At 45.2% G+C, this 22,518-nt stretch carries 22 protein-coding genes; 9 read left to right on the top strand and 13 right to left on the bottom strand.

The features are described from left to right. Window positions 1-26 precede the first annotated feature (26 nt). The 3 genes from speA (at window position 27) to DOM22_RS01725 (ending at window position 3,580) form a co-directional block, all read left to right on the top strand. Window positions 27-1,931 (top strand): biosynthetic arginine decarboxylase, encoded by a 1,905-nt coding sequence (gene speA, locus DOM22_RS01735; RefSeq protein WP_142698736.1) that lies wholly within the window; start codon window positions 27-29, stop codon window positions 1,929-1,931. Between the two features lie 313 nt (window positions 1,932-2,244). Continuing rightward, complete coding sequence (locus tag DOM22_RS01730) at window positions 2,245-2,817, top strand: hypothetical protein (RefSeq protein WP_142698735.1); 573 nt, start codon at window positions 2,245-2,247, stop codon at window positions 2,815-2,817. Window positions 2,818-2,950: 133 nt separating this feature from the next. Continuing rightward, window positions 2,951-3,580, top strand: a complete 630-nt coding sequence (locus DOM22_RS01725; protein ID WP_142698734.1) for a BON domain-containing protein — start codon at window positions 2,951-2,953, stop codon at window positions 3,578-3,580. A 68-nt stretch (window positions 3,581-3,648) separates the two neighbouring features. Here the strand turns inward: DOM22_RS01725 and DOM22_RS01720 are convergent, their stop codons facing one another. From DOM22_RS01720 to DOM22_RS01710, 3 genes are read right to left on the bottom strand one after another with little or no spacing between them, the layout of a single operon-like run. Further along, window positions 3,649-4,677 carry an ABC transporter permease subunit gene (locus tag DOM22_RS01720; protein ID WP_246845802.1) on the bottom strand — a complete coding sequence of 343 codons (1,029 nt, stop codon included), beginning with the start codon at window positions 4,675-4,677 and terminating at the stop codon, window positions 3,649-3,651. Continuing rightward, window positions 4,674-5,705, bottom strand: coding sequence for an ABC transporter permease subunit (locus DOM22_RS01715; RefSeq protein WP_246845801.1), 1,032 nt, complete (start codon window positions 5,703-5,705; stop codon window positions 4,674-4,676). Before DOM22_RS01715 ends, DOM22_RS01720 begins: the two co-directional genes overlap by 4 nt. A gap of 24 nt (window positions 5,706-5,729) precedes the next feature. Next, window positions 5,730-7,349 carry a peptide-binding protein gene (locus tag DOM22_RS01710; RefSeq protein WP_142698732.1) on the bottom strand — a complete coding sequence of 540 codons (1,620 nt, stop codon included), beginning with the start codon at window positions 7,347-7,349 and terminating at the stop codon, window positions 5,730-5,732. A 150-nt stretch (window positions 7,350-7,499) separates the two neighbouring features. On the opposite strand from DOM22_RS01710, the gene DOM22_RS01705 reads away from it, so the two are divergent. The 3 genes from DOM22_RS01705 (at window position 7,500) to DOM22_RS19820 (ending at window position 9,188) form a co-directional block, all read left to right on the top strand. Then, entirely contained in the window at window positions 7,500-8,567 is a 1,068-nt protein-coding gene (locus DOM22_RS01705; protein ID WP_142698731.1) for an agmatinase family protein, read from the top strand. Then, a complete protein-coding gene (locus DOM22_RS01700) occupies window positions 8,560-8,919 on the top strand; it encodes an arsenate reductase family protein (RefSeq protein ID WP_142698730.1) in 360 nt (119 codons plus the stop codon). The genes DOM22_RS01705 and DOM22_RS01700 overlap by 8 nt, the downstream gene beginning before the upstream one ends. A gap of 119 nt (window positions 8,920-9,038) precedes the next feature. Next, a complete protein-coding gene (locus DOM22_RS19820) occupies window positions 9,039-9,188 on the top strand; it encodes a hypothetical protein (RefSeq protein ID WP_168196528.1) in 150 nt (49 codons plus the stop codon). Window positions 9,189-9,242: 54 nt separating this feature from the next. On the opposite strand, the gene dinB is transcribed toward DOM22_RS19820, so the two are convergent. The 10 genes from dinB to DOM22_RS01650 all read right to left on the bottom strand — a co-directional run bounded on the left by dinB (window position 9,243) and on the right by DOM22_RS01650 (window position 18,852). Further along, the gene (gene dinB, locus DOM22_RS01695; RefSeq protein ID WP_142698729.1) at window positions 9,243-10,313 is read right to left on the bottom strand and encodes a DNA polymerase IV; all 1,071 of its coding nucleotides are present in this window, start codon (window positions 10,311-10,313) and stop codon (window positions 9,243-9,245) included. A gap of 32 nt (window positions 10,314-10,345) precedes the next feature. Further along, a complete protein-coding gene (locus DOM22_RS01690) occupies window positions 10,346-11,191 on the bottom strand; it encodes a 1-acyl-sn-glycerol-3-phosphate acyltransferase (RefSeq protein ID WP_246845800.1) in 846 nt (281 codons plus the stop codon). A gap of 90 nt (window positions 11,192-11,281) precedes the next feature. Next, window positions 11,282-12,109 (bottom strand): GNAT family N-acetyltransferase, encoded by an 828-nt coding sequence (locus DOM22_RS01685; protein WP_142698727.1) that lies wholly within the window; start codon window positions 12,107-12,109, stop codon window positions 11,282-11,284. 113 nt (window positions 12,110-12,222) lie between these two features. Next, window positions 12,223-13,239 carry an L-threonylcarbamoyladenylate synthase gene (locus DOM22_RS01680; RefSeq protein ID WP_142698726.1) on the bottom strand — a complete coding sequence of 339 codons (1,017 nt, stop codon included), beginning with the start codon at window positions 13,237-13,239 and terminating at the stop codon, window positions 12,223-12,225. 3 nt (window positions 13,240-13,242) lie between these two features. Beyond that, a complete protein-coding gene (locus DOM22_RS01675) occupies window positions 13,243-15,789 on the bottom strand; it encodes an ABC transporter permease (RefSeq protein WP_142698725.1) in 2,547 nt (848 codons plus the stop codon). Window position 15,790: 1 nt separating this feature from the next. Beyond that, window positions 15,791-16,456, bottom strand: coding sequence for an ABC transporter ATP-binding protein (locus DOM22_RS01670; protein ID WP_142698724.1), 666 nt, complete (start codon window positions 16,454-16,456; stop codon window positions 15,791-15,793). Continuing rightward, window positions 16,453-17,052, bottom strand: coding sequence for an arylesterase (locus DOM22_RS01665; protein WP_142698723.1), 600 nt, complete (start codon window positions 17,050-17,052; stop codon window positions 16,453-16,455). The genes DOM22_RS01670 and DOM22_RS01665 overlap by 4 nt, the downstream gene beginning before the upstream one ends. A 111-nt stretch (window positions 17,053-17,163) precedes the next feature. Further along, on the bottom strand, window positions 17,164-17,511 hold the full coding sequence (locus DOM22_RS01660) for an RNA-binding protein (protein ID WP_142698722.1): 348 nt from the start codon (window positions 17,509-17,511) through the stop codon (window positions 17,164-17,166). Window positions 17,512-17,640: 129 nt separating this feature from the next. After that, on the bottom strand, window positions 17,641-18,132 hold the full coding sequence (locus DOM22_RS01655; RefSeq protein WP_142698721.1) for a YajQ family cyclic di-GMP-binding protein: 492 nt from the start codon (window positions 18,130-18,132) through the stop codon (window positions 17,641-17,643). Between the two features lie 240 nt (window positions 18,133-18,372). Continuing rightward, window positions 18,373-18,852 (bottom strand): peptidylprolyl isomerase, encoded by a 480-nt coding sequence (locus DOM22_RS01650; RefSeq protein ID WP_142698720.1) that lies wholly within the window; start codon window positions 18,850-18,852, stop codon window positions 18,373-18,375. Window positions 18,853-19,007: 155 nt separating this feature from the next. On the opposite strand from DOM22_RS01650, the gene DOM22_RS20215 reads away from it, so the two are divergent. Genes DOM22_RS20215 through DOM22_RS01635 form a run of 3 tightly spaced genes read left to right on the top strand, consistent with a single transcriptional unit; the run spans window position 19,008 to window position 22,508 of the window. Continuing rightward, on the top strand, window positions 19,008-19,541 hold the full coding sequence (locus tag DOM22_RS20215; protein WP_142698719.1) for an HNH endonuclease: 534 nt from the start codon (window positions 19,008-19,010) through the stop codon (window positions 19,539-19,541). Window positions 19,542-19,591: 50 nt separating this feature from the next. Further along, a complete protein-coding gene (locus DOM22_RS01640; protein ID WP_142698718.1) occupies window positions 19,592-21,232 on the top strand; it encodes a hypothetical protein in 1,641 nt (546 codons plus the stop codon). Between the two features lie 22 nt (window positions 21,233-21,254). Further along, window positions 21,255-22,508: an AmpG family muropeptide MFS transporter gene (locus DOM22_RS01635; RefSeq protein WP_210415668.1), complete on the top strand. Its 1,254-nt coding sequence runs from the start codon at window positions 21,255-21,257 to the stop codon at window positions 22,506-22,508. The last annotated feature ends 10 nt before the right edge of the window (window positions 22,509-22,518 follow it).

Here is a 22,518-nt window from a genome sequence, read left to right as displayed (position 1 = left end):
GGAGCATGAGACGAGGGCCAACGAAGATGTCTAATTGGAGTCCTGAAAAAAGCGCGGCGCTTTACGGTATCAACAACTGGGGCAACGGTTATTTCAGAATTAATTCAACGGGTACTGTTTCGATTACTCCAATGGGTGCCAATGGCCCCGCTGTTGACCTTCACGAATTGACTCAAGATCTTTTGGACCGCGGTATTCGCGTACCAATTATGATCAGATTTCCCGACATTATTAAATCTCGTGTTGAGCTTTTGAACGGTTGCTTTAAAAAAGCATTCGCTGACCACGGTTACAAAGGTAACTACAACGGCGTTTATCCAATTAAAGTGAATCAACAACGTCACTTGGTTCAAGAAATCGTAAAGTACGGCAAAGACTACAATATGGGTCTTGAGTGTGGTTCTAAGCCAGAACTTCTTGTGGTTCTTGCTTTGATGAGCACTGAGAATGCTTTGATCATCTGTAACGGCTTCAAAGATGCTGAGTACATTGAGACAGCCATCCTTTCGCAAAAACTAGGTCGCAACACCATCATCGTTGTGGATCGTAAAGAAGAATTGAAAATGATCGTGGACGTTGCGAAGAAATTCAATACCCGTCCAAAAATCGGTTTCCGCGCGAAATTGAACACTCAAGGTGCCGGCAAATGGGTTGATTCTTCTGGTGCTCGTTCTAAATTCGGTTTGACCGCATCTGAAATCGTCGATGGCGTTGAATATCTTAAAGCTGAAGGCATGCTTGATTGCTTGGAACTGATGCACTACCACATCGGCTCTCAAGTTCCTGCGATTCAATCTATCAAGTCTTCTCTAAAAGAGGGCGTTCGCTTCTATGTGGAGCTTCATAAAATGGGCGCGGGCCTTAAGTATCTGGATGTCGGCGGTGGTCTTGGTATTGACTACGACGGCTCTGGTCACTCTGACAGCTCTGTGAACTACTCTGAGCAAGAATACGCGAACGACATCGTTTCAACTGTTCAAACTCTTTGTGATGAAAAAAACATTCCTCATCCAAATATCGTAACTGAGTCAGGTCGCTTCTTGGTGGCCCATCACTCCGTACTTGTTTTCAACGTATTGGGTATGAATGACCTTCACCGTAACGAACCACCTCGTCCGGCGACTAAGTCTGATCCGTCGATCATGCAAGACATGCAGTACATCTACGAAAAGGTGAACAAAGATAATATCAACGAGTGCTTCAATGACCTTGAGCAATCTAAGAATGAAACTTTGCAGCTTTTCACTTACGGCGTTCTTTCACTGGAACAACGTGCATGGTGTGAATCTATGTACTTCACTATCGCTACTAAGATGGTGAAACTGGCGAAGACAGTTCCAGATACTGAAGACATCATTGCCGCTCTTTCTAAAGAGCTGTGCGACACTTACTACTCGAACTTCTCTTTATTCCAATCTCTTCCAGATTCTTGGGCGGTTGGTCAGTTGTTCCCGGTATTACCGATTCACCGCCTGGGCGAGGAGCCTACTCGTGAAGCGACGCTGGCGGATTTAACTTGCGACTCGGACGGTGTGATCGAAAAATTCATCGATACAGATTCTGGCGAAGCGAAAGAAACCATCCGTTTGCACAAGTATACTGATGGCGAACAATACTACTTGGGCGTGTTCTTGACGGGCGCTTACCAAGAGATCTTGGGCGACCTTCATAACTTGTTCGGCGATACAGACGCAGTCCATATCTCTTTGAACGGTGTTGGTTACACAATTGATCATTATGTTCCCGGTGACACAGTAACGGAAGTATTGTCTTACGTTCAGTACGGCCGTTCAGAAATGGTTGATAACGTTCGCCAAGCAACTGAAGACTCTATCCAAAAAGGCTCGATCACAAAACAAGAAGCAAAACTTCTGATCAAGCACTACGAAGAAGGTCTTTCAGGTTATACATACCTAGAAGAAGCCGAGTAATCGATTCCAAAAATTAAAATTCAAAAAGCCGATTCACCAAAAATGAATCGGCTTTTTTATGCCCAAAAGGTACGGACTGACTTTCTCCAGTGAGTTGGAGAAAGTCAGTCCGTACCTTTTCGTTTGCTAGACTTATAAGGTTCTCTTTCATACTCCATAAGGCGAAGCCGCAGCTACACTCTGAAACCTATCCCTACAGCCAGCTCCGTAGCACGACCATATACCAATTCAATGAAACACTCTGCTGTACCTTTTGACCGCTTATCAACGGATTGAAAAGCTCTTAGAAGGCACATTTTGGAGACCGTCTTCTATGATGAGATATATCTTTTCTTCTTTGGTTATTTTCGTAAGCGCTATCACTGGAACTGCGAAAGCAGAGTCGGCACCGGGTCCGGTTGTTGACCCAACAACGATTTGTGATGGCAGCGTTTGCTCTGAACCAATGCAAAACATCGTGGATGGTTACTCGCAAGGTGTCTCCGGTTTCGCCAACCAAGGTTTAATCGGCTATTCTGGCAAGTGCTTTCACTTAACTTCACACTTCGATCCGAACTATGCACACCATGGTGGATTCATTTTTGAAAAATCTGAAAATCAGATCGCTATCAGCGGGATGTTTAATTTCTTCTATTCAGAAGATCCTTATCAAGACATGACAGCGCAAGAAATGAAACAACGTTTTGCTGATAACGGTTCAAAGCTTAGCCCAGGAACCGAAACGGCAACCGAAGTCCAACTAGCACATATCTATGATGAAACTGACATCCGTTATTCTTATCGCAGTGATGTTTCTAAAAAGAATGTATTTGTTATCGGCACAACGTCAGACAAAAGCGGAAACGTATCCTCTGCCGTGTTCTGCAAAATGCTTCGTCATCCTTAAGCTGAATTTTGGGCCAGCTTTCGCTGGCCATCAGTACCGATCCTGATTTGTATTCTGAAATATTACTAATTCGGTATTCGGGGATCCACTCCCATCTATGTCATCCTAAACTCAATCAGACCAGGAGTTTAAGATGCAAAGTTCAAATTACCGCCCACCAAGACGTCGCGACAATGAACTACGTGCCGTTCAAAGAGAACGTCGAGAAATCCAATACTCCCCCGAAGAACTTCAACGCCGAGAACAACGCTTTTCAAATCGCAACGAACGTCACAACTCGGAATCTGATTCAAACTTTTACGACTACGAACGAAATCGCGAACACCTTCGTTACGCCTCCCCCGATTTCAATACGGGATATAGTCATGATGCCAACCGACCTCTTCCGCGGGATTTTGTAGCTCATTCTGATTATGAATCTGAAAAACGCATGAAAGAGATGAACCAGGAAGATTGGACAGAAAGAGATTTCCACCCCGAACAACATCGACGCAGACGCAATGACAAAACTTTACAGACCGAGATTTCCCATGTGTTGGCGCAACACCGGGGAATCGACGCCCGTGATATTGATGTGCAGGTTACGGACGGTATCGTGACCCTGACGGGATTCGTACCAGAACGAAGAATGCGCTATTTAGCCGAAGACATTTCAATTGATTGCTATGGCGTGATTGATGTGACCAATCAACTCATAGTAAGCCGTACTTCAGAAGCCGAAGCTCGCTTTGGTGGAAGAAGGACGTTTGGACATCGCCCTTAAAACCGACGATGCTTCAAAAAAAAGGGCAACTTGCGTTGCCCTTTTTTATTAATTTTGAAAATCAAAAACTACATTTTAGAGTCGAAAGCGTCGCGAACTGCTTTACCGATATTATTCAGAAGCGTTAATGTCACAACCATCGCGATCAATGGACCCCATACAAGCCAGCCGGCAATAGTCGCCCACTTTTGTGCTTGTGCCATCAACTCACCCCAAGATGGAGTTGGTGGAACCAATCCCAGACCCAAGTAATCCAAGATCGAAAGAGCATACACATTTGCAGAGATAGCAAACGGTGCGAACGTAATGATCGGAGTCAAAGCATTCGGAAGAATGTGGCTTGAGATGATACGAGTATGAGTCGCACCGATAGCTGCCGCTGCCTCAACGTATTCACGCTTACGCAATGATAGGAACTGCGCACGCATGTAAGCAGAAATACCAGTCCAACCCAATAGCGCCGTCAAACCTGCCAGTACCACGATGTTCGGAGTGAAGATCGAGATGATCGTAATCAATACGAACAAATAAGGAACGGATTCCACAACCTCTACTATACGCTGACCCACAAGGTCCACACGCCCACCGACATAACCCATTACTGAACCCATCGTGATACCGATAAGGTAAGTAAAGATCCATGCACCGATAGCGAAAATCATCGTGTAACGGAAACCGTAAAGAAGACGTGTCATCACGTCACGACCGGATTCATCCGTACCCAACCAGTTGTACTTAGTTGGAGGAGAAGGATAAGTTTCCACAGTACGGTTACTTTCGTATGGATTCCATTGAATCAATGGCCACAAGGCCCAATCGCCCTCTTTCATTTCCAGCGCGCGGTAATCCATCACATAGATATCATCGCGGCCCAGCTGAGACGGATGGTATTCTTTGAACAATGGGAAGTAAGTCTGACCATTGTAGTGAAGAATGTGGGGGTGACTGTTCGCCCAAAGCTCCGCAGTGAAGCTGAAGAAGAACATCGCAAGCAAGATCCAAACGGAAATAACAGCGACACGGTCGCGCTTAAAGCGTTTATAACGTTTAAGCGTAAGCTCATTTTTAATAAGATATTTCTGAATTGGATCCATCATTTGAAATCAATCCTTGGGTCAACAAGTACGTAGATGACGTCGCTCAGAATACGACCCACCATCATCAGCATCGCCGAGATAAAAGTAATACCCATGATAACATTGTAGTCACGAGCCAAAACCGATTGGTAACCAAGCAAGCCCATACCATCAAGGTTGAACATCTGCTCGATAATCAAAGAACCAGCCAAGAACACACCTAAGAAACCACCCAAACCAGTAGCGATTGGGATCAAAGCATTTCTTAGAGCATGTTTATAAACGACAACCTTTTCAGAAAGACCTTTTGCACGAGCCGTACGAACGAAGTCCGACTTAATAATGTCGAGCATGGAGTTTCTCATAAGGATAGAAAGCTCAGTGAAACCACCAATCGTGTAACAGATCAATGGAAGAACCATATGGTGAGCACGATCCAAGAATCTGTTCCAAGTGGACATAGATTCATAGTCATCAGACTGCAACCCCCCTAAAGGGAACCAGTTTGAACGGCTAGCAAAGTAAATCAATGCGATACCAAGAATAAGAGGCGGAATTGCGTAGGTAAAGTTCAGAAGCAACGTCGACACCTTGTCGAAGCTTTGGCCGGCCTTGATGGCCTTTCGAACTCCCAGCGGAATACACACAATATAAGTGAGAATCAAAGTGAACAATCCAAAGATCATTGAGACTGGAAGCTTACTTTTGATTACTTCGATAACTGGCTCTTGATAAGTGAAGCTTTCGCCGAAATCCAGGCGAGAGATATTTTTAAGCCAGATAAGGTAGCGCATATGAAGAGGCTTATCGAAACCATACTGTTTCTTCAAAGCCTCGATAACTTCCTCGTTGACGCCCGTGTCGCCACGGCCGCCTACGCTGGATGCTCCACCGCCACCACCAGCCGCTCCGGAACCGAAACGGATAGCTTGTAGCTTTTGTTCAATAGGGCTGCCAGGAGCCAAATTGATGAGCACAAAAGTAACAACAGTGATCCCGAAAAAAGTCGGGATCATTAGAAAAAGTCGACGGATCAGGTATACGAACAAGGTCCTACTCCCGAGAAGTAACTATTAAGGTTTAACCCACCAGTAGTCTTTACCAACTTCGTATTTGAATGTCTCTGCAGGCATGCCCATACGTGACGAATTTGCATAAAATTCATACTTATCGTTGAAAAGGAACGCGTAAGGAGCGTCTTCAGCGATCTTTGCGTATACTTTTTTCAGCATTGCAACACGTTTAGCTTTGTTCGGCTCAACACGAGCGTCGTCAATTAGCTTGTCAACTTCAGGGCTTTTGTAAGCGATAAAGTTTGAACCGCCTGGGATCGCGTTAGAAGAGTGCCAGATTTGTTTAGGATCTGGATCAACAGAGCCACCGCCCCAACCCATAGTCACAGCGTCGAAGTTACCTTCATCGACTAATTTCAAGAATGAATTCCACTCTAGGTATTTCAATTCCATGTCGATGCCGGCTTTTTTCAAGTCTTCGCGGTACATAGTCCAATATTTCTCAACGTCTTTATTTGCATAAAGAAGAGAGAATTTGAATTCTACTTTTTTCCCGTTCATTGTTTTTTCAAGCACACCGTTTTTATCAGCATCTGCCCAGCCAGCTTTACTCAAAAGCTCTTGGGCTTTCTTAGGATTGTACTCGATAGCTTTGTTGCCTGGATTGTATTCAGACTTGATGTAAACAGCACCGTTAGCAAGATCAGACATGCCGTAACGGAATTTTTTGTTCATCTCTTCACGGTTCAACAAGTGAGCCAAAGCGATACGAACATTTTTGTCTTGGAAAATTTCTTTACGTTGGTTCCAACCTACGAAGCCATAAGACTTAGGAGCATCATTCGCAACTTTGTGCTTGATGATTGTTTTACCCCAAGCTGGGCCAGACGTTTTCTTCATGAATGATTCGATACGAAGATCGATGTAATCCAACTCACCTTTTTCAGCTCTTACCAACGTTACGTTTTCGTCTTTGAAGAAGCGAAGAGTGATTGTGTCGAAGTTGAAGTAGCCTTTGAAAGCTGCATCAGTGTTGCCATACCATTTGTCGAATTTTTTCAACTGGATCATTTGACCACGGTCGAACTTCATCAGTTTGTATGGACCCGCACAGATCAACTCGCGGTTCATTTTTTTAGATTTGTTAACATCGCTGTAGATGTCTTTTGGGATAACCGTCAACTCTGCAGCAGAGTCGAAGTTTTTGAAATAAGAGTCTTTGGCATAGAACTTCACAGTGTGAGGGTCTACAACTTCAACTTTTGCCAAACCTTCGTAGTACGGGCGCAAGTGAGCAGCTTCGTATACTGGGTTGAAGATAGCGTCGAAAGAGAATTTTACGTCTTCCGCAGTAACTGGTTTACCATCGTGAAAGACAGCGTTTTTGCGCAAGTGGAATGTGAATACTTTATTATCTTTGGAGACTTCCCACTTTTCAGCCAAACGAGGTTTCCAGTCGTAAGTTTCTGAATCACGAGACAACAAACCTTCACACACGTAGTTCTGAACATATCTTGAATAAATGTCAGTTGATGTGATTGGGTGAACCGTTGGTGGTTCGCCACCTAGGTTGTAAACGAAATTTCCGCCTTGTGGTGCATTTGCATTTGGTGCAGTTGCGAAAGCGGGAGCGGTCAAAGCTGAACTCAAGACGAGCAGCAAAAGAGCCTTCATATTCATTGTGTTTCCTCCAAAGAATTTCGCTGGGAAATTGTATAGTTCCCAAAGTGGGCTTAAAATGGGTTATGCGCCAAAAATAATCAAGTTATTGCTCGATTGACACATTGTTTAAATGCTATAAATTCTAGCGCATTTTCAAGGAGATAAGCAATGTCTGAAAAGACAGAAAAAACCGCACCAAAATTTGATCCAACGACAACCATTTCTGCAGAGTTCGGGATCTTCGGAATCCCGATGACAGAAGAGGAATCTAAAGTCGTTCTTGTCCCAGTTCCCTGGGAAGTAACAACCTCATACGGCGAGGGAGCATCTCGTGGGCCACAGATCATCCGTGACGCCAGCGAACAAATCGATCTCTTTGATATCGAAGTCGGCAAAGCTTACGAAGTGGGATACCACATGCGCGAGTTGTCAGAAGACTTGCTGAAACAAAACGACAAATACAAAGCTGTTGCCCAAGAATTGATCAGCATGCGCACAAGCATGAGCAATGACACAGCCAAAATGGATAAATTGGCGGCTGAAGTGAACGCAGCATGCGAAAAAATGTCACAATGGGTTTACGATCAGTGCTCTGACGTTTTGAACAAGGGTAAACTTTTGGGCATGGTCGGTGGTGACCACTCGACTCCACTGGGTGCTATCCGCGCTGTCAGCGATAAGTTCAAAGGTGACTTTGGCGTTTTGCACATTGACGCGCACGCTGACCTTCGTGTGGCCTACCAAGGCTTCAAACAGTCTCACGCTTCGATCATGTACAACGTGATGACTGATGCAAAGAAACCAAAAAAATTGGTTCAAGTCGGCATCCGTGATTTCTGCGAAGAGGAATACGACTTCAGTGAGTCTCGCCCAGACATTAAAACGTTTTATGATTTGGAACTTAAGCGTCGCATGTTGAAAGGCGAAACTTGGGAGAAAATCTGTCAGGACATTCTAAAGGAACTTCCACAAAACGTTTACATTTCCTTTGATATCGACGGCTTGGATCCAGCATTCTGCCCACACACCGGAACTCCAGTTCCCGGCGGCATGAGTGTTGACCAAATCTTCTTCTTGTTCCGCGAAGTTCACAACTCGGGTCGTAAGATCATCGCGTTTGACTTGAACGAAGTTTCCACTGGTGGCTTGGAACCTCATGAAGTTGAATGGGATGGCAACGTGGGCGCGCGCATCCTTTATAAAATGTGCGGTTGGTTGGTAAAATCAAATGCTTAAAGTTTACGAATACGCGAAATGCTCGACCTGTGTAAAAGCGCTGAAGTTTTTGGATAGCAAAAAAGTGTCTTACCAAAAACTTCCGATCGCAGATAAAGCTCCGTCACAAACTGAGCTTAAAAAGATGCTCGCTGCTTTGAAAGAACGCGGCGGCAGCTTGAAAAATCTCTTCAACACTTCAGGTTTGGTTTACAAAGAGATGAAGCTTTCTGACAAACTTCCTTCCATGACGGAATCAGAAGCTCTTAAACTATTGTCTGAAAATGGCAAGTTGGTGAAACGTCCGTTCGTATTGGGTGATGACGTGGCACTGATTGGCTTTAAAGAAGACGAATGGAAAAAAGTCTTTTAATGGCGCGTGTACGTCGGCATTTCAAACGACGTACACTCTCGCATTCTCCCCGCCCTTAATCCCTAAGCGAGTATCTTCGCGTTTACTTGTGCAATAATGTTTCTATTAGAGGAGGTTATATGATCAGCCTCTCAGTAGTGATCATCACCATGGTAGCGATCATTGGAGCACTGTGGATGATAATAAAATTTAATAAAGGCGAAGAACTCACCAAAGTTCACCGCGATAAATACGACGGTCATCAGCATACAAAACGTAAAGTTAGCTGAAAAATTTGAGCCACGCTAAAGGCGACTAAAGAAAAAAACAAAGTCGCATGAAAACTAAATTGCGAATTTAAGTTGGGATGAGTTAACAGACTCGTCCTTCTTTTTTTCAGAGCCCAAGCGAACTCCCAAACCAATCAGACGAACCGCGACCGAGCGGCGATGCCAGGCCTTTTCAAGCAGCCGCTCAAAGTCCTCTTGCGTGGGCAGAGAATGGACCACTTCTTCGTGAGTAGTGGATTTGAAATCAAAGAATTTAAGCTTTACGACCATGCCTTTGACTCGATCCTGATACTGACCGCGCTCTAAACGTTCCATGAAGTCTTCATATAAACCCGGAATGCGGGCTTTGCATTCCTCGAAAGTCATCAAGTCCTTGTTATATGTCTCTTCGACTGTCAGGGATTTGCGTTCCCATTCCGTAATAACTTCACGGTTATCAACTCCGCGAGCATAGTCGTATAAATCCTGAGCACGGGAGCCAAACCAACGATGAAGTTCCGGCACCGAATATTTTTGAACATCACCCAACGTGTGAAGTCCCACGTCGTGCATTTTTTGAGCTGTGACTTTGCCGACTCCGAAAATCTTTTCCACCGGCAGTTCCTTAACAAAGGCATCGATATCCTGAGGGCGAACCACAAACTGCCCATTAGGCTTTTTCCAGTCACTGGCAATTTTCGCCAGGAACTTATTGGGAGCAATACCGGCTGAAGCCGTAAGATTAAGTTCTGTATAGATCAGACGACGAATTTCTTGTGCGATCAGAGTGGCGCTGCCACCGAACTCTTTACAATCCGTGACATCCAGATAAGCCTCATCCAACGACAATGGTTCTATCTTTTTGGTAAAGCGTTCGAAGATCTCCCGCACCTTGCGGCTTTCTTCTTTATATAGATCGAAGTGAGGAGGAATTAAAATCAGCTGTGGGCACAAGCGCACCGCTTGCGAGGATGGCATGGCCGAGCGAACGCCAAACTTACGAGCCTCGTAACTTGCAGTACAAAGAACACTGCGAGTATTGGGAGGCCCACCGATGCCCAAGGGTTTTCCCTTAAGCTCCGGATTGTATTTCACCTCGACGGCCGCGTAAAAGCAGTCCATATCCACATGGATAATCTTCTTCATTTACACATTATTTACATATATAAATCAGAAGGTCAAGTAGGGTCTGTCTCAAGGTCCGTAGGTAATTGCTCTGCAGCAGGAGGCACCTGTTGAACCGGCACAAACTTCGCTGAAATCATAGCGTGCGCCTTATCAGCCAATGCGCCACGCTCGTCTTCAGGCTTAGCGTGCAAGATTTCCAGGTATTCAATTTCGGCAGTCACGGACTTTAGACGCAAAGTCTTCCAGAAATACTCCACGAAAGTGGCATCACCATACCAGCAAACAGCATCGCGCCATCTTGTATTGAAGGCCTCGCCGTTGATACTTGTAAAATTAATGACCACCGGCTGAACTGGAACGCCTGCTTCTGAAGCGGCCATCATCAAAGTGCGTTTAAACGGTAAAACTTTTTCTCCGTTAGTCGAAGTCGCCTCGGGATAAAGAACGATATTCAGTCCGTCTTTCAAGGAATCTGCCAGGCGTTTCATTTCGCCCAGGATTTTTGTGCGACTGCGACGCTCGACATAGAAGCAACCCGCGAGCTCAGTGATCGGACCTAACAATGGAGTCTCACGCATTTCATTGGAAGTAATAAAAGACATTGGCTCGATACCAGCTAGCAACAAGATATCCACGAAGCCCATATGATTTGCGACCAACAAACTTCCCGCATGTTTGGCAGCGGGCTTATTGATGACGGTCAGCTTAATCCCTAAAGCATTGCGTGCGATCAAACCGCAATAGCGGCTGGCGTTGGCAGAGAATCTACGACGACGTTTGCTGCGATCACGAGTGGTCGCAGCAATAAAAAGCGACGTGATCACGTACACGCTCAAATAGAACAAAAAGAATACGGCTTTAATAAGACCACGAAGTGTCGACGTAATAGATTCCACTTTGTCCATTATAAGGTGTTAACCAGCAAAACCGTCAAGTCACGTTTCATACCGCAGGGATTCTCGGATCTTTAGCTAAACCAAAGTTGGTTAAGATCCCATCTTAAAACGCTTCCACAGTGTGCTATTCAAATCTTCGCGCTGAAGTATCGTCAAGAAATCCACACAACGGAAATCACGGTCCCAGGCAGGCTCACCACCGATGAACGCGCCAATTTTCAAGTAAGCGCGACACAACGGTGGCATCAAAGCTTCAGCCGTCTCCCTTTGAGTCTCCGTAAGGGAGTCCTGATACTGAGCTTTAGCCTCTCTAATTTCCGGCATTGAATAGTCTGACGTTGGCTGAACTTTGTAGGCGTCGGCTACACGGCCTTCATTTTCAAAGTAAGCCTGAAGCAAAGCTGCTTCTTCTGGATTTTCAGTCATCACGGTCGCACAACCGAACAGAATTTTTGCATCGGTCGCATTCATGTATTCCGCAATCCCGCGCCAAAGCATCGAAATCACTGCGCCTCTGCGGAATTCTTTTTCGATGCATGCACGGCCCAATTCAATTTTGACTCCCGGTTGTTGCAACAAAGTGTCGATGTTAAATTCATTGGCTGAGTAAAAGTTATTTGTATGAAGAGAACAGCGGATACGATAAGTACCGATGATTTTCCCTGAACGCTTTTCTTTGATGATCAAGTGATCGCAATCATAGTCGTAGGCATCGATATCCAGACGACCTGATTTTTTACCCAGCATTTCAGAGTGGAAGACCTCCCAGCGCAGGCTTAAGGCTTCGCGAAGTTCTTCCGTGTCGCTTACAGTTTTTAGGACAAACGGTCCAACTTCAACATTGATATTAACTTTAGATTTGAACTTGTGAAGCTTGTGAGTGCGTAGCTGATAAAAGGATTGAAGTGCCGTAAACATCCTGAACTCCTTCGTTGAATCCAAGAACAGCTTAACGAACTATTTGTCTTAACATTGTCAGAAGAAGAACAGAGGATCTTTAGGATTCTGTTTAGACGAAGGTTCTTACAGGACTAAAGAATTAATGATGCCGCCTTGTTCAAGCGATCAAACAAGGATTCCCAGCGTTCACCAACTTGATGGGGTTCTTTATAGAATACAATGCAGTCCGCGCCTTTTTGTGCGACTTCACGAAGCTTTCCGTAAAATTCGCGTGTCGCGAGCAAAGGATCCTGGGAAAGTTTTAAGATCTCAGCCTTGGCAATTCCGTGCTGAGGTTTGATGATCTTGATGCTTTCGATTTCATCCGGCAGCAAAGAAAGTTTTTGATTCACTTCTTTTAAAATATCATCCACTGGGCGCTGGGCGTCTGTACTTACGATCAATGGGATCGGTGGCATGTAATGGTGTTTCATATGCCCCGGGGATTCGCGTTTATCGACTTGTTCGATAAACTCAAACTTAAAGCCCTTTTCCTGAAGCACTCTTTCCAAATCAGATTTCAAAATATGCCCACGGCGAAGAATTGAAAGCTCAACCTTTTCAGGGCGATGACGAACCAACAAGACGGTGGATTCGATACCAATTTGGCAATCCCCGCCATCCATCACGAAAACGTTTTCATTTTTAAACTCCACGCGTACGTGAGTTGCTGATGTTGGAGAGGTACGACCGAACTTATTAGCACTTGGCGCTGCCAAGGGAACATTCACTTCCTGAATCAATGCCAAAGCCAAAGGATGATTGGGCATACGAATCCCCACAGACTCTAAGCCTGACGTGATCATCGAGTTGATGGAGTTATCCTTAGGCAAAATCAGCGTCAAAGGACCCGGCCAGAAAACTTCAGCCAAAGCCTGAGAAGCAGGTCCCCAATAAGCCGTCACCTTTTTAGCCATTTCGATCGACGACACGTGCACGATTAAAGGATCAAAGAAAGGACGCTCTTTGGTAGTAAAGATTTTTTCAATCGCAGAGGGAATATCGATACGAGCGGCCAAGCCGTAAACAGTCTCGGTGGGAAGTCCGATGACACCCCCTTCTTCCAGGATCTGCTGAGCTTTTTTTAAAGCCTCGTTATTCGACATCATGAATTACTTTTCCTCACGTAAAATACTTAAAGCACTTTCTTTTACAATATCTGCGCTTGCAAGGAAAGAGATCAATAGGCTTAAGGCAGTAATTATCGCGACCGAAAGCAGTGGTTGAGTAAGGGAAAACTGAAATCCTCCCTCAAAAATGATCCGATTCAAGCCATAACTGACACCAACACTTAGGAAAGAGCCCAGGAACGAGCTTACAAAGGCAAGAAACGCGAACTCCGTCAAAATAAACCCTGCCACTTCACGGTGACTTGCCCCCAGGATTTTAAGCATATTCATTTCCCATCGGCGAAGCTTGATCTGACTGCGCACGATGGAAAAAAGCACGATATATCCGGTGAACAACGCCAGATACGCCATAAGCTCCAACGACCAACTCATCTTGTCTGCCGTTTTAAGCGCCTCATCCACAGTTCGCACCACATCGATCACAGAAACGTTGGCGAATTTTTTAGCGAGCTCATTTTGCAGTGCCGCTCTTTTTTCGGCGCTAACCGTCGGCAAGGCCGAGATAAATGTTTTCGGAGCGTCGTTCAAAACTCCATTTTGAACCAGGACAAAGAAATTAGGCTGAAAGGTCGTCCACTTCACTTTACGGAAGTTTACGATCTCTCCTTCGACTTCAACACCTTGCACGTCAAAGATGATTTTATCGCCTAGTTTAAAGTTCATACGATCCGCAAATCTTTCCTCCACGGAAAGTTCTGCGATCTTTTGTTTTTCTGGATCAAACATCGGAGCCATCGGGCGGCCTTCGATGATTTCCTCGCTATCAGATAAATGATCACGATAAGACAAGTTCATCCCGCGATTGCGGAAACGGGCTTCGCGTTCTTCTTCCCTGGTTTTAAAACCTTGGCCTTCGATTTTCCGTTCATAATCAACGCCATTTACTTTCAAAACCCGTGCACGCACCATCGGCGCCAAAGAAAGAGTTTTAATTTCATTGTCGGCCAAAACCTTTTGAATGCCCGTGACTTGTTCATCTTGAATATCAAACATGAATAAAGAAGGCAGACTTGTCTTTTGATCCACCTGCAAGTCAGACTGCAAAGAGTTCTTAAGCTGAGGAAGTATATTGATCAGCAAAGCACCCAAACCTAATGCCACGAATACTGCGAGACTTGCGCCAGCACGACGGGACAATCCCAAGAAGCTGTACTTCATCATCCACAAACGAAGATTCTTAAGAGTTCCCGCAAACTTCAGAACGAAGTATCCAGCCACCAGCAGAACCGCAATCGTCGCCACCAAAGATCCCGCAAAAGCAGAGCCGATCTTCCATGAATGGGCTTGGTTAACGGACAACCCATAGAACACCAAGATGGCAGGAATAAACGGCCAAATGCGGACTTTACCTTCATTCACCGCGAACTTTTCTTCACTGAATAGTTTTGCTGCCTTTAAGTCATAGATCTTCATTAGGAATGGAAGACTGACAACGAAACTTCCCAAAACAGCCATCAACAGGCAAAGGCCCCAGGCTTCCATCGTGACCGACGGTTTTAAGTCAAACGGAGTGAAGCTTCCTAAAACCTTAGTGAGGACTGGCAATACAATTTCACTGAAAGCAACCGTCGGTAAGGTGGCAAGCAACCCCAAAAGCGAAGCTTGAAGAACATAAACGCCAACTGCCTGGATACTTTGTAAACCCAGAGTTCGCAAAATCGCGATCTCTTTCATACGGCTGTATAGGAACATACGGTAGATATACGCAGCCCCCAAAGCTGACATGAATAAGGCGATGATTGCGACCAACCCCAGATAGTCAGACAGGTAACCCAGTTGGCGACCAGAATCCTCGCCCGCAGATGTCGGCGTATCCACCGAGATCGCTGGATCTGGAAGTTTTAGAAAGATATCTTCCTTCACTTTGTTTTCGTCAGTCCCCGCCGGAAGTTTAAATTGATAGGCTTGGGTAAAAGTACTTCCGAACTGAATCAATCCAGACTCAGGCAGTAGTTTTAAGTCGACGTAAACTCTTGGTGCAAGCGAAGCCATGCGAAACGTCTGTGTTTCATCACGGTCAACCACGTCCGAAATCGCTAGATCAAGCTTTCCGATCTGCATGCGATCGCCAACTTGCAGATTCATTTGTTGTTGAAGCTCCGGATAAATCCAAACTTTGTGCGAACCTAAAATTTCCTTTTCACTGCCGGGACTGATCTTTTTTCCACTGTGCATTTCCAAAGCGCCATAGAACGGGTAACTGCTGTCGATAGCCTTCACCATCACCAGTCGCGAGCCTTTGGATGAACTCATCATCGCAAAGAATTCATAAATGCGACCTGTTTCCGTTCCCGGCGGCAAAACGGACTTCATGGCAGCTTGTTCTGCTTCGGTCAGTTCTCTTCTGGCTGAAACAGAAAGATCTGCCGAAAGAATGTTCTTCGCGTTCCTTGCGAGCTCGTCCTGCAAGGTAACGTTGAATGCCTGCAGCGACACGAAACCTGTCAGACCAAGGCTTAAATTGAAAATAAAAAACAATCCAAATCGCCAGCTGCGAATCAGTTCTCTTACGGCCAGACGAAAAATCATTTTACTGATCCTTTAATACGCCATCTTCCAAACGAAGAATGCGCTGACAGCGGCGAGCCAGGGTTTCACTGTGGGTAACCAGAATAGTCGTGATGTTGTGCTTGCGAACAACTTCGAAAAAGACATCCATCACTTTATCTCCCGTATGCGTATCCAAATTTCCACTTGGCTCGTCAGCAAGTAAAATACGCGGCTTCACCACCAGGGCGCGAGCAATCGCAACACGCTGACATTCTCCCCCGCTCAGCTGACTGGGGAAATGATCCAGGCGATGTCCCAATCCCAGCTCACGCAAAGCTTCTTCGGCACGTTGTTTAGGATTTTCCATTTTTAGAATTTCCAAAGCCAGTGACACATTTTCCAAAGCCGTTAAATGCGCAATCAAATGGTACTGTTGAAACACGATGGAAATATTTTGAGCACGAAACAACGTTAACTGCTGTTCGGTCATAGGTGACAAATTCACCTTATCCACAAGGATTTCCCCACGGTCTGCGCGCTCTAGTCCCGCCAAGATAGAAAGCAAAGTCGATTTCCCACTTCCCGATTGTCCAACGATGGAAACAATCTGCCCTGGTTCAATCGTGACATTCAACCCCTTTAGGACTGCGACCTCAGCATCGCCTTGATGAAAACTTTTACGGATGTCGTTCAGGGTTAAGCTCATAACTTGCCTTTCAATGCATTAAAGATCGTGTCTGCGATAATTTTATGGCCTTCCTCATTAGGATGAATGCCATCAGCGAGATTGTATTTTGGATTGCCCGCAACTTTGTCCAAAATGAACGGAATAAAAGTCAGTTTGTATTTCTTGGCCAAATCCTCGTACATTTTTTTAAACTTGGAGGTATAGTCCGCGCCGTAATTAGGTGGCATGTAAAGGCCACCCAAAATCACTTCGACTTTTTCTTTCTGCGCATACTCGATAGCGGACGCCAGATTTTTCTGACTTTCTTCCACTTTCAAACCACGCAAACCATCGTTTGCTCCCAAAGCCAAAAACACGATGTCGGGTTTTGATTTAAACAACCACTTCATGCGCGAAATTCCCGAAGCCGTTGTCGAGCCACTTACACCCGCATTTATGATGGTCCATTCTTTTTTGCCAGTATCGTGCAATTTCTTTTCAAGCAAAGCTGGATAAGCCGCCTCTTTAGAAACGCCGTAGCCCTCAGTGATAGAATCCCCCAGGACAATCAATTTCTTTTGTGCGAATGAAAGTGACGAGAATAAAAGGAAAAACGTGATAATTAGAGTTCTCATAGAGAACTATCAGACATCTTTAAGGATCTTTGTTCAAGACCAGAACGAAAAAGCCCCAAGGTGTTTTTCCTCAGGGCTCTAAATTACTATTAACAATAGTGATCAAATCAATTAGCGATTGCCGTATTCGCGACGACCGCCGCCACCGTTACCGCCACGGTTGTTATTAAAGCCACCGCTACGACGAGGACCACCGCCGCCTTCGCGAGGCGCTTGAGGACGAGCCTCAGAAACATTCAAAGCACGACCGTTCATTTCGATGCCGTTGCCTTTTTCAATAGCTGCATCAGCTGCAGTATCATCAGTCATCTCAACAAAGCCGAAGCCTTTAGAGCGACCTGTTTCGCGATCCATGATAACTTTTGCGGAATCAACTGCACCGAATTGTGCAAAGTGATTGTGTAGAGATTCATCATCTACTGTGTAAGGCAAATTGCCCACGTATAACTTCTTAGCCACGAAAGACCTCCTATGGTCGTTTAAAAAACCCGAGGAAGCCTTCGAACAACTTAAAATCGATACTCACACGGGGAACTTGGGTAAACTAGATTAAGGCTAGCATAGCCCAATTTCCGTGCAAGCCCAATTTTAAGATCTCATATTATTAAACTGCAATGGAACCGCATAATCACCTGAACGAATCAAAGCAATACACTCTTGTAATTCATCGATGCTTTTACCGGAAACTTTTACTTTATCGTCTGCGATTTGCGGTTGAACTTTCAACTTAGCGTCTTTAATAGCTTTAATAATTTCCTTAGCAACTTCGCGGTCAATACCTTGTTGCAAAGTGACCTTCTGGCGGAGCATTCGACCACCAACAGGTTCAATCTTATCAAACTTCGTCGATTTAATATCGACGCCACGACGATGCAATTTCGTCTGAAGGATACTGCCCATTTGTTCGATTTTATATTCATCTTCGGCAGACAAACTAATTTCTTTCTTATCTTTATCCCAACCAATCTCAGCCTTGCTCCCCTTAAAGTCATAACGACCCTCAACCTCTTTACGAGCCTGATTAATCCCATTATCTACTTCTTGAAGATTCAACTCAGAAACAATATCAAACGAAGGCATAAAAAATTTCTCCGAAATTTTTCGAAAATCGACTCAATCGAAAATCGAAAATAGTAATTCAAATTCCCCAAACTAAAAGACCAACTCCCCTCCCCCAACAAAACGTCGCAGAAGGCCGTTGGTCAAAATGGTCCGAGCGCAAGGCGGAGGGTCTTCCCACAGCGCAGGCGTGCCCCAGGCACGTCGGAGCGAGGACAAGGCCCGACAACGCAGTCGATCGGGCCATTTTCACCAACGGTTCTAGTGGTGGTGACCGGCGTCGCCGTGTAGACCATGCGGATGGCCGTGTTGTTCTTCTTCTTGTGTGGCTGGTCTGATCAGTGCCATCTCAATATCAAACTCAAGATTTTGGCCAGCCAATGGGTGGTTGCCATCTAGAGTTACGTGAGAGTCAGTGATTTTTGTTACGCGTACGATGTGTTGGCCTTCGCCCAATTCCAAACGAAGGTGCGCACCAAGTTCCAATTGTGGAAGGTGAGCTAGTTCTTCTTTAGGAACATCCATGAACATATTGTCGCGGATTTCGCCGTAACCATCTTTGGCGGCAAGCTTAACATTTTTCTTGTCGCCTTCTTTCATGTCTTTGATTTCTTCTTCAAGTTTAGGAAGGATTTGTCCTGCACCTTCAAGGTATGGCAAAGGTTGACCCTTTTCAGATTTATCAAGGATTTGACCATCTGGGCCTTTTAGAACGTAATTGAATGCCAATACTCTTCTCATAATGAGTCTCCTTTTTTGATACGTTCGTATCCCACTTTTCCTAGCCTTTTGGCAATATAAAAGCCCTCATCTGCGACACAATTGGCGTAGAGCTTGTTTTTCCGGCTCAATATTAGATATACTTGAGTATAGGAACGCACCAGAACGGGGGATACATGCAGCACATGGCCTCACTGAGGTCCTTACTGCTAAACTCAAGCTACGAACCCATGCGGGTTGTAAGTTGGCAAAAGGCCTTGATATTGTGGTTTCAAGATAAAGTGGAGATACTCGAGTATCACGAATCATTCGCTAGGTCTTTCCAGCGAAGGTTTCAGCTCCCCAGTGTCCTCCGCCTAAAATCATACGTTAAACCTCGGGGTAGCCACGCTATCCGATTCTGCCGGGAAAACGTTTATATCCGCGACAATTACACCTGCCAATACTGCGGCGACAAACTCAACGCCAAACAGCTCACCCTTGATCACGTCGTACCTGCCTCTCATAACGGACCCAAAAACTGGACAAATGTTGTTTCTGCTTGCCGCGAATGCAACCAAAGAAAAGCGAATCGCACTCCACGCACAGCGAATATGCCATTGTTGACAGAACCGCGCGCACCGAACTGGCTGCCAACTTTGGCGCTGGAAATAAGTGCCGATCACGTTCCACCTGACTGGGCACCCTACCTGATCCTAAAAACGGGATAGTCGTGTACATCGTCCTTATTCCCAGCTAACCTTTTACAAAGGGGGCTTGCGTGAATAAGGACATTCACAATCAGCTGGTCGCAGCTCTGACTACTATCATCAGTGAAACCAATGGGATTTCGCTATCCGATACATTGGATTTATTGCTTTCATCTGACTTAAATAACGGAAATCCGGAAGCTTACAAATTGGTCGCGGACTTCCGCAATCTATTGAACCGCTTTCAAATTAATGAAATCACGATCACAACTTTGCTGAAGCATCCAATCTCGGCCGCATTGTTTGAGTTCTTTAAAAACTTTCCACTTAAGTATAACGAGGAACACATTCATCTGACCGGTGCGATTTCTGCAGATTTCATTTACCCCCGTTTGAAAAAACTTTTGGAAGGTCCTGATAAAGCGATCTATGAACAAAAAATTTCCGAAGTATACGGCCCCCAGGCATTACCAATTCGCAGTGTTGAGGACGTCGATAAACTGATTCGTCTGCAGGAAAACGAAGGTTTCGCCCGTTATCTTAAAATTCTGTATCTTCCAAAACTGATCTTTATAAATCGCGAAGTCCATGCCGAAGCTGCCTATCACATGGCGAACGACCTTTGGAAAAACTTTAACGTCGGCTCTGTTCGTCTTAAGTTTTCCCTGTCGCGTTCGACTTCCAGTTCATCAGAACAAATTCCTGGTATCGACGACGTCACTCCGGAAGATGTTGTATTAGGTTTGTACGACGGCTTTAAGAAATTCCAGGATGAGCACAGTGAATTTCGTTTTATCCTTTCCCCGTCTTTCCGTAAGGAAGCCAATCACTTTGACGCAGAAAATTTTAAAACCCGCAAAGACCACTTTATGTCCCAGATCGACGAGCTGGTTCAGATGTTGGACAAATATCCTTTCCTGCAAAAAGTGATGACGGATGCGGACACCGTGGGTGACGAGCGTGAGCTTTATCGTAAAGAACACTTCAATGAAATGAAGATGGGGTTTAGAAAACTGCAGTATCGTGGTTTCAAAATCCGCTCGCATCACGGTGAAACGTGGCATACACTGAAAAAAGGTATTCAAGCCGTGGATAATGCCATGAACATCTGGCACATCGATACACTTGAGCACGGAATCAGTCTGGGGATTAATCCCAATAAGTACTTCCACCGGCTGTATCAGGATTTCATCAAACGCAATGACGACGGTAAAGGCTTTACCGAAAAAGATCCGTTGTACCGCGAATTAACGGAACTTGATTGGGCTGACAACCGCCACGTCCTGGAAAAACTTTTAAAGGGCGAACGTTTAAATGATGCTGAAAAAGTTCTGCTGGTAAAAGCGAAATTTCACACCGCGCGCGAAGTGGAGCACTATCAACATGATGTTTTGAATCGCATGATTCAAAAAGGGGTGACCTTGGTTTCACTTCCCTCCTCGAATAATAAACTCACTGGAAAATTCGAAGACTACAAGGACCATCCGTTCTCGTGGTGGGAGAAAAAAGGTGTGCAACTGGGCGTGGGAACGGATAATCACGTGACCTTAAATACCAACTTTATTTACGAAATGCTGATCTTGCTTTACACCGATTCCGTAAATTTAAAGATCACAAAACTTTTGATGGTTACTACCGGAGAAAGCCGCAGACCTTACATCAGTCACCTGTTGTGGACGATGCGCAAAAGACTTAAGAACCTGACTAAGTAATACAAAGAGAGACATCACAGTAATGGCAGCTAAGAAAAATATCCTCAAAGACCTATTTAGCAAACATATGCTTATCATCCTGTTTCTGGGTTTCGCAAGCGGCTTGCCTCTGGCGTTGACCGGCGGAACATTGAAAACGTGGTTAGCCCGCGAGCAAGTTGATATCAGCACCATCGGTTATTTTAGCTGGGTGGGACTGTCTTATTCGTTGAAGTTTTTGTGGTCACCACTGTTGGATCGCTATACTTTATTTAAAGTGGGGCGTCGTCGCAGTTGGATGATGGCGACACAGGTCGCTTTAATGGCATCGTTGTTTTTCTTAGGTACTTTGAACCCTTTGAATAACTTAAGCTTGATGGCGATCATGGCCGTATTGATTGCTTTCTTCAGTGCCACTCAAGATATCGCGATTGATGCTTACCGACGTGAGATTCTTTCGAATCAAGAATTGGGTTTGGGATCTTCGCTTAATATCTACGGATATAGAATTGCAATGTTGGTATCTGGCGGCTTGGGTATCGGTATGGTGGGCAACGAGTTCTGGCCAATTACTTGGGGGCAGTTGTATTTCCTGATGGCTGCTATAATGGGTATCGGACTTTTAACGACATTCTTTGCACCCGAGCCAAAACTGGATTCTCCTCCCCCGAAATCATTGTATCAGGCAGCAGTTGAACCTTTTGCAGAGTTTTTAAGAAGACCAGGTGCCGCTTATATTCTTTTGTTTGTTTTGTTGTTTAAGCTGGGCGACGCCCTGGCTGGAGCGCTGTTGCAGCCTTTCTATGTACAGATGGGTTTTACGAACGCCGACATCGGACTGGTGGCAAAAGTTTTCGGAACCGCATCGTCACTCGTTGGATTGTTCTTTGGCGGTATCGCAATATACTATGTCGGCATCTATCGCAGTCTGTGGGTCTTTGGTATATTACAAGCCATCTCCACGGCAGCTTTCGCAGTCCTCACATTTACGGGCAATGCACTCGTGCCTTTTGCAGCGGTGATCGTGTTTGAAGATATCAGCACAGGCATGGCAACCGCAGCCTTCGTGGCTTTCATGGCCGCACTTAGCAACAAGAAATACACAGCAACTCAATATGCGATTCTTTCAAGTGTCGCGACTTTGGGAAGAACTTTTTTCTCGGGTTTCACCGGGGATCTGGTAAAGCATTTGGGTTGGGCGAATTTCTTTTATGCTTGCGCATTGATTGCAGTACCGGGATTACTCATGCTTATAGGCATGAAGAAGTACCACACAGATGAGGCTCTTGATTCTTAGAATTGTTAGC

It is taken from the genome of Bdellovibrio sp. ZAP7, from assembly GCF_006874645.1.
Lineage (GTDB): Bacteria > Bdellovibrionota > Bdellovibrionia > Bdellovibrionales > Bdellovibrionaceae > Bdellovibrio.
Note: the sequence above shows the minus strand (reverse complement) of the source record. Positions and strands in the feature narration are given on the sequence as shown.